This is a genomic window from Desulforhopalus singaporensis (genome assembly GCF_900104445.1).
Taxonomy (GTDB): Bacteria; Desulfobacterota; Desulfobulbia; order Desulfobulbales; family Desulfocapsaceae; genus Desulforhopalus_A; species Desulforhopalus_A singaporensis.
On sequence record NZ_FNJI01000071.1, the window covers coordinates 1 to 7935 of the forward strand.

Below are 7935 nucleotides of genomic sequence, written 5' to 3' on the forward strand. Positions count from 1 at the left end.
CCAGGGAATTAATCGCATTTATCTGGTCTATCGACAGAGAAGTTGATTTGCAAGGCAAAACCCGATCTGCGGGCTGATAATCCAAAACGGTAATTAATCCGCCCCGCCAAGCCTCAATATCCTCCGACGAGCATTTTTTTGAAGCCCATTCTCGGAATCGAGCCTTGACGGGGCTACCGACGGTAGAAAATGCCGGGAAGCGGCTTTAACAAACCTAAAAAACAAAGAGAAGGAGGCAGGCAAGGAAAACAAGCTGACAGTCCGGCCCTGGACATTGTCAGAGGCGCAATCACGGTATGGGGAACCCTCGTTCCGGATTTTAGGATAAGGTTGAACCGAACTCCTGTTATTAGAGAGAGGCAAACCCCATGACGTATCCAAGTCAGGCGGTATCTAACCCGCGAATATCAGTATGAGCAACCGTCGTTATACTGGTTCCGCCTCTGATAATGTCCAGGGAGATATAGGCAATAAAGCCGACAAAAACGGATGGGAAACTTGCGTTTTTCCTTGACCCTGTCAAACATATCAATCCGGCTGACAAATAAAGTATTTTCAGGTGACACTATATGAGCTTTTATTCATTGATATTGATAACATGTAGGACATATTTTTGTTTCGAAATACCCACCGGGTTAATAGTTGTTATTTCTTTTTCAAAATAACAACTTGGTCAATCTTATCATTTTTGTCGTACCTGACTTCGTATGCCATTTGGGTTCCATCAAATATACTTTCTGTTGGTGTTCCGACAACTTCCCAAAGCCCAAATGTTAATATATCTGCTGCACCATGGAACACTGCTCTACCAGCTTTCGCTCCCGTGCTGTAACCTTGAGTGAATGCATATATTTCATATTTTTTCCCTTCATCTCGAACTTCGGATACTGTTGGAAGACCAAATTCGGCAACTAAGAGGCTACGAGGTATGCCTACTTTAAATAGATCGATGTCTTTTTTATCAGGTTGATCTGCGGCCATATAGACAGAGCAACTTGAAAGCAAGGCGGTAACAATTAATGCTAGAAATGGTTTGACAAGGTTATTCATTTATAGACTCCCATATAATTTTTAAAATATTTCCAACCAGTAACTATTAATCCAGCGGCAATAGAGGTTTGATCTCGCCTGAACCATGTGTCCGGTTTGACATCATATTCAGTTTCCAGCTGAACCTCGAATTGGAATCTATAAAATCGCCAGTTTAATATTAATCCGGTGGGCATTTAGGTTAAATTTGTAACTTTAAAATCATTTAAAATCAGATAGTTAGTGTGTGTTGTGGCTGATGAAAAAGCCCGCCGGATTGATAGTCAGGCTGTCAAGTAACAGGCGAGTTTCAGGAGGGTTCTTTTTTAATAATGGTTTTGCTAGATATTTTTTTTATTCTGATTACAGAAAACTAATATAGCATCATCTACTTCTTGTTTTTCCTTAAACCTCCAATTGGAGGTTACATATTTTGACCATCCATCAAGTTTATTTAAATTTAAATTCATATTTAAAATAGTCTGCCCTTTAGCATATCTTAATACAATGGGATCTTCTACAAAATAGCCTAGTCGGATGAAAAAAACTTCGTAATGGCTATAAAGAGCAACTAAGTAAATAAATGGTATCAATGTAATTGACAAGGCGATTGGAAGATAAAAACTTTCAAGCATTTTGACTGTGGCAAAATTTTGAAAATCTACGATTACCTTATATACTGAATATATAAGAAACATGCCACCTATAAAACTAACAATAGCATTTGTTGCTTTTTTTATTGTATCATATTGTTTATCTGACTCTGCAATTGCAGTTATGAATCCCAATATTGCTAAAAATGGCACAAGGAAAAATTCTACTGGCAAACTAAAAACATATAGATTAATAATGAATTCTATAACAACTAGGATTTTAAAATTACTTACGAATGCTGATTTAAAATAATTATGTTCCTCTGCTTGTTTAAAATTGAAAAGCATGACAAAAGCTACCAAAACACCCCACTTTATAGTGTCACCTAAGTTGCCAATATGCCAAACATTGACTAAGCTTAGCAACAAAACTACTAAAGAAATATAAACAAACATTGCACAATATATTTGCAGAAGTTTTCTGGCAAAAAATTTTGTTATAACATTTAAAATTGGTCTTCTAAATTTTGAATTTAATGTGCCCAAAATGACAAGAATAAGTAGCCAAACAGAGATGGCCTTTTCTCTGCTATTAAGTACTTCAGATATACCATCGATTGTTGATATCATTATTTACCAAAACATAATCAGCAGCACTGACCAGCGCTGGGCGACAGAGCCGGCATGAACGTACGGGCTACACTTTATTATTAAACTGGCGGGCATTTAGGTCTAATGTTTAATCAAAAAGCCGCGAACATTCAGGTGAGTGCAATCGTCAAAGATGACTGATAAAACCCACCGGGTTAATAGGCATTAGATGTCTTTTGGTGAAACTTTTATTAGTTTGTCAGTAATTTGTCCATCCAAATATCATCGAAAAAAGACCACCAAATACTGACGTAAGAATTGAACCTAAAATAAAAAGTATTATAACTGCTGGGATCGTTGCAATAGCCCATTTGATCATAAAAACCACCATTGATGCAAAAGGCATATTTATATCGGAAATTGCAAAGCTATTTCCCTTTTTAGTATTAAGTTCAATTTTAGAAAGCTTATCAGATATTACCTTTATTTGGGTTATTATTTCACTATTATTTGAAATGTTTTCATCATCTTCCTGATTCGGAATCAATCCAAGGGAAGTACCACATTCATCACAATATTTTTTGCTATTCAAATTTTTTGTTCCGCATTTAGGGCAAGCCTTCATTTTCCCTCCATTTCTAGCCTACTAAAAAGTAATTTTAAAAACTGCATAAGCTACAATTAGTGGCGTTATACCGAAAAATCCCACTGTCATCGTCATATGATCACCTTCAATTACACGCTGCATGAAAGCGGATCTCCTCGCTGCCTCCGCAAATATGCGTTAGGAATTAAAACAAAACACCTACACAACAGTATGTCAATAAAAAGAAAAGTACAAAAGTGATTTTGCTACGATGCAGTAGAATTGAGATATTTATCCTTACCTTCATTGTTTAACTGGACACGTCCTGGTACAGACTACAAACGCTTCTTTACACCCCCTCAGTGTCTCGGTCATAAAACCGACGGCTGAGCCACCGGAAATACAATCGGAGTAAATTTTTGAACACTCCCTGACACATTCATCATCGTATTTCCTCAGATCTATTTCTGATATGTTGTAAGCGCATCCTTGAATTGTCAACAATGTCATTGCAAATGAAAGAATTTTCATCATCGTCGCATAACGCATCAATATTTCTTCCTCTTCTCCACGACCACGCCAACAATATGCAGTTCTTTGCCGGTCATATCGATCACTGGATAACGTTCGTTTAGCGGCTTCAAATAAACGTTGCCACCGTCGATTATCAGTTGTTTGAAAGTAGCCTCTTCACTACCGTTTTTCACGATCACATACTTCCCGTTGATCGCTTCAACGCCTGGATCGACGGTTACTATGTCACCCTCGGAAAATTCTGGCGCCATGGAGTCACCACGGATTTTGAGCGCAAACGCGTGAGGATGGTTTGTTTCAACGGTGATAATCCACTCATCTGAGTCTCCGGGTTGAAACGGGTCTTGTACCTCCTGCCAAGCTCCGGCCTGCACCCAAGATATGACAGGTATCTGCTTTTGCGGGTGATGTGGCGGTGGGGCCGGTTCTACGTTTGGTTTGCCAATATCGGTGGTTGTTACTTGATGGTTAGCTTCCTTTTTTCCGGTTAGTAACCAATCGGATGATACTTGATACAAAGACGCCAATTGGACAACAACGTCAAGAGGTGGCTTTCTGTGACCGTTTTCATATCTATTCAGTGAAACCTTTGAAATACCGATGGAATTGGCAACGTACTCTTGGGTCTTGCCAATTTTTTTCCTCGACAAAGTTAACCGGTTGGAAATATTATTATCCATTTGGGAGTTTTTAAGGTTGACATAATGTATCCAAATGGATACGTTTTAGTAAACACAGCATAACACAGAAATGATACACAACCATACGGTTAAGTCAAGGAGCATCATGAACCAGATTGGTAGAAGAATGTGGGCCAAAGACCTCACTATTAAAAAATGGGCTGCAACCAATGGCTTTAGTTATTCGACTGTTCAAGCAGTGATCCATGGCAAACGAGGCTCGTGGAATGCCGGTAAAGCAAAAAAGATCAAGCAGGCCCTTATTGATCAAGGATTTGCAACAAGAGAAGAGGTTTATCAGTAACCGTTTGCGGCACACAGGACCTAACCCTTTTTGTCTGTAATCTGAAAAAGTCGTTTTCATACCAGCAACTCTAAGCAGAGAAAGAGAAAGAGAAATGTCAATGAACGAACCCAATTTGCAACCCTGGCAGATATTTCACATAGCTCTGAAGGCATTTGGCCCAAAGATCATATCTGCCTGTTTTGGTAACAAGGCGTCAAAGTATTCACGATCAGGTTACGACTGGGCGCAGGACCCTACATATACGACTAAGCGCTGCCGCAATCCGCTCGAAATGACTCATGACTTTTTCAGCCGACTTGTTGCTGCCGGTTACGGGTATGTGGTGAGGTCAGCAATACGATACCTGGAAACAACCCTTGAGCCAGATCTGAAAATTCCTTCACCGAAGGGGCTTTTATCAACAGTGGAAAAGGAAATGCTCGCAGATTACCCGGCTCTCAACGCGTACCACCAAGCGATTAAAGACGATTGTCAAATCGAAAAGATTAAGGCCTGTGAACAAGAGGCAGTAGACGAGATCCGTAGAACCACCATCAAGGTTGAACAGGAACGAGGCGAACAATGAAACATAACGTGACTCTCACCAAAACAGAATTTCAAAAAATAATGGAGAGACTTGATCGTCTGGAAGAAAAAATCGATCACCAGAACGATCCCGGGAAACAGCTCTCTATCGCAAAGAAAGCGCAGGTTATGCGTGAGGCTTTGGCGTCGGGAGATAAGGCAAGAATCAAAGCTGCAAAGCAACTTGTTGGGTGAGTTGGGACGAAATAATCACTTGTCCAAATTAACGCCGGTACCGGCAAAGACTAAAAGGAGATGAATATGGAAAACGCCCTGGCAGTTGTACCAAAAGAAAAGAGCCCATTGACGGCAATCAATGAGCTCGGTTCCCGCGGTAACGGGAATGTTCAAAAGCAAAAGACACCACGAAATATAATCCTGGATCAGTGTAATGGCAAGGTGAATTACCATCTGATCAGGGCGCTGTTGAAGATCATTCTGGTTCAGCAAAGATTTATTTTTGCAACATATCGACAACCAGGGGCAGTGGTGATCCCTGATGTGTGTAGCCAGAGGCCTACTCCTCCTCGACATGTTTTTAGTTCAGGCATGTTGTCGAATGGCTGTCGAGCTGCAGCACACACGGCAAAAAGGGTGTGCCGGTCCACTCTCAATCACCTCAGATCGGAAACGTTTTTTACTGGAGCATTGAAGGTGTTTTTGGAAACAGCGGTTTGGATAGTCGTGACCCTTGGGTGTGTGTACGCCTTTCTGTATCAACTTGCTGAATACGGGTGGTAAGGGAGGGGGCACCATGACACGTGAAGAAGCAATAAAACACATCGAGATGCTTTTCCCGGCCGACAGCGAATACTCTCATTCCCGGGAAATTGGAAAGCGATTGTTGAAACAGGCAAAGGAAGAGCTCGAGGGGTGGCGCAGTGAATCTACGCCGGTACTGGTCAGGTATGCGCAGCTCTGCATTGAAATGGAAAACTTATAGGGGGGAGGGATACAAAATGAAACAAATCGAACCAGGAATATACAGAGATATAGATAACAACACCTATCATTCTAGTGCCGGCATCAGTAAATCCGGCCTTGATCTTATCGCCAAGTGTCCCGCGCTCTACAAGAACCGGTATATCGACGGCAATAAACCTGAACCAACCAAGCCTATGATCATCGGTTCTGCTACACATACAGCTGTGTTTGAACCTGAACTGTTTACCAAGGAATATGCCGTAGCACCGCAGGTTGACCGGAGAACCAAAGCAGGTAAAGCAGAGTACGCAGCTTTCGTTGAGGAAAGTGTTGGAAAGATCGTGCTTACCGTCGAAGATAACGAACAGATCTCTGCCATTGCCGGAGCTGTCAGAAACCACCCCCTTGCTGCAGCAATCCTCGAGGAAGGTGAGGCTGAGACTTCCATTTATCATCTGGAAAAATTTTCAGGAGAACTGGTCAAGGTTCGTCCTGACTGGATGCACCAGGACCTGATTGTCGATCTGAAAACCACCGACAAGGCCGGACCAGAGGATTTTTCCCGGTCCTGCTTCAACTTCCGGTATCACGTCCAGGCCGGGCTTTATCTTGATATGGCAAACGCAGAATTCCGAAAGGATCTCGGACATGACCGTTTTAATAACTTCCTCTTTATCGTCGTTGAAAAATCAGAACCGTATCAGGTCGCGGTTTACTTCGCGGATCCGGAGATGATCGATATGGGCAGGGCCGAATATCAGCAGAACCTCGATCTTTATTCAAGGCTCAAGCGTGAAAATCAGTGGCCCGGGTACAACAACGACAAGATTGTTCCTATCGGTCTTCCGTACTGGGCGGCAAACAAAATAGGGAATCAGCCGGTAATTTATAATTAAGGAGAAAAGTCATGACTGAAAATATGCCCGTAGTAATTCAACAACAATCGGTACCGCAAAATTCATTGTTCCTTGATGTCACAGCATTCGAGAACAGCCAGAGGATGGCTAAAACCTTGACTATGAGCAAGCTCGTGCCACAGGCGTTCAGGATAGACAAGGAAGAAATAAAAGCGATCCGCAAGGATCTTGAAGAAAATGGGATTACGGAAGAGGCGCAAATCAAGCTGTACGTTGATGATTACAGAAACGGCAAACTCGCTGATTGTATCGTTGCCCTTGAACTTGCAATGCGAATAGGCGCGAGCCCCATGGCCGTCTTGCAAAACACTTATATCGTGCATGGGAAACCTGGTTATTCGGCCACGTTTATCATTGCCATGATCAACAGTTGCGGTCGGTATTCCCCACTGCGTTTCGAGTTTACCGGCGATGGCGACGAGCGAACGTGCGTTGCATGGGCAAAAGAACTTGCTACCGGAGATAGACTCGATGGCCCAGCGGTATCTATATCTATTGCAAAAAAAGAAGGATGGTTTGGTAAGCCAAAGTCTAAATGGCAGACTATGCCTGAACTCATGCTCCGGTACCGGGCAGCTACCTTTTTCGGCCGCATGTATGCTCCTGAGCTCCTTATGGGGATGCGGTCTGTTGAAGAACTGCGAGATATACCGGATGAACGCCAGGAGCAACAGCCAGCAAAAAACGTTGCTAACGATCTGAACAGCAGATTCTCCAACGCCAAAAAGCAGGAAGAAGCAAAACCTGAACCCGAAAAAACGAAACCTGCGCCTAAGGTAAAAAAAGAGCCGGAAACAAAACAGGAACCGGCGCCGGCTCCTGAAAAGAAAATCAAACTTCGCCTGCCGGCAAATGTAAAGAACCTTATTAACGGAATAGCTGAGATATCCGATCTGAAAACCATGGAACTCTGGATGTCTGGGGCCGATGAAGTCATTAATCGTGAACTCGAGCACGATGACGACAAGGCCGAGGTTCGTGCGTTCGCCGAGGAACATCACGCAGAATTGACTGCGGCTGCTGCCAAGGGTGATCAGCCGGCTGATGCCGATGCGGTCAAGAAGGAAACTGCCAAGATCGACAAACTTAAGACTCCAATCGAAATTGATAAGTGGCGGCACGCCAATGCAGAGCGCATCCAGTCCTCATACGACGAAAAAACCTCCGACGCGATCCTGGACCACGCTGCATACGTATACGACATTTTGAG

The 7935-nt window shown here is 42.8% G+C and carries 10 protein-coding genes and 1 pseudogene; 7 read left to right on the plus strand and 4 right to left on the minus strand.

All coding sequences use genetic code 11. From position 1 onward, the window contains the following. Positions 1-645 precede the first annotated feature (645 nt). The 4 genes and pseudogenes from BLQ17_RS21170 to BLQ17_RS21190 all read right to left on the minus strand — a co-directional run bounded on the left by BLQ17_RS21170 (position 646) and on the right by BLQ17_RS21190 (position 4013). Complete coding sequence (locus BLQ17_RS21170) at positions 646-1050, minus strand: hypothetical protein (protein ID WP_092226183.1); 405 nt, start codon at positions 1048-1050, stop codon at positions 646-648. 320 nt (positions 1051-1370) lie between these two features. Then, a complete protein-coding gene (locus tag BLQ17_RS21175; RefSeq protein WP_092226185.1) occupies positions 1371-2252 on the minus strand; it encodes a hypothetical protein in 882 nt (293 codons plus the stop codon). A gap of 517 nt (positions 2253-2769) precedes the next feature. After that, positions 2770-2838: pseudogene (locus BLQ17_RS23605) on the minus strand (zinc-ribbon domain-containing protein); the annotation flags it as partial. A gap of 509 nt (positions 2839-3347) precedes the next feature. Further along, positions 3348-4013, minus strand: coding sequence for a helix-turn-helix domain-containing protein (locus BLQ17_RS21190; protein WP_092226192.1), 666 nt, complete (start codon positions 4011-4013; stop codon positions 3348-3350). Positions 4014-4119: 106 nt separating this feature from the next. On the opposite strand from BLQ17_RS21190, the gene BLQ17_RS21195 reads away from it, so the two are divergent. From BLQ17_RS21195 to BLQ17_RS21225, 7 genes are all read left to right on the plus strand, one after another. Continuing rightward, the gene (locus tag BLQ17_RS21195) at positions 4120-4317 is read left to right on the plus strand and encodes a helix-turn-helix domain-containing protein (protein WP_092226196.1); all 198 of its coding nucleotides are present in this window, start codon (positions 4120-4122) and stop codon (positions 4315-4317) included. A gap of 100 nt (positions 4318-4417) precedes the next feature. After that, entirely contained in the window at positions 4418-4885 is a 468-nt protein-coding gene (locus BLQ17_RS21200; protein ID WP_092226198.1) for a hypothetical protein, read from the plus strand. Next, on the plus strand, positions 4882-5079 hold the full coding sequence (locus tag BLQ17_RS21205) for a hypothetical protein (protein ID WP_092226199.1): 198 nt from the start codon (positions 4882-4884) through the stop codon (positions 5077-5079). Before BLQ17_RS21200 ends, BLQ17_RS21205 begins: the two co-directional genes overlap by 4 nt. 66 nt (positions 5080-5145) lie before the next feature. Beyond that, on the plus strand, positions 5146-5625 hold the full coding sequence (locus BLQ17_RS21210) for a hypothetical protein (protein WP_092226204.1): 480 nt from the start codon (positions 5146-5148) through the stop codon (positions 5623-5625). A 13-nt stretch (positions 5626-5638) separates the two neighbouring features. Then, positions 5639-5827, plus strand: coding sequence for a hypothetical protein (locus tag BLQ17_RS21215; protein ID WP_092225643.1), 189 nt, complete (start codon positions 5639-5641; stop codon positions 5825-5827). A 16-nt stretch (positions 5828-5843) separates the two neighbouring features. Continuing rightward, a complete protein-coding gene (locus tag BLQ17_RS21220; RefSeq protein WP_176761381.1) occupies positions 5844-6704 on the plus strand; it encodes a PD-(D/E)XK nuclease-like domain-containing protein in 861 nt (286 codons plus the stop codon). Positions 6705-6715: 11 nt separating this feature from the next. Then, a partial coding sequence (locus tag BLQ17_RS21225) for a recombinase family protein (protein ID WP_092226208.1) occupies positions 6716-7935 on the plus strand: 1220 nt, incomplete at its 3' end.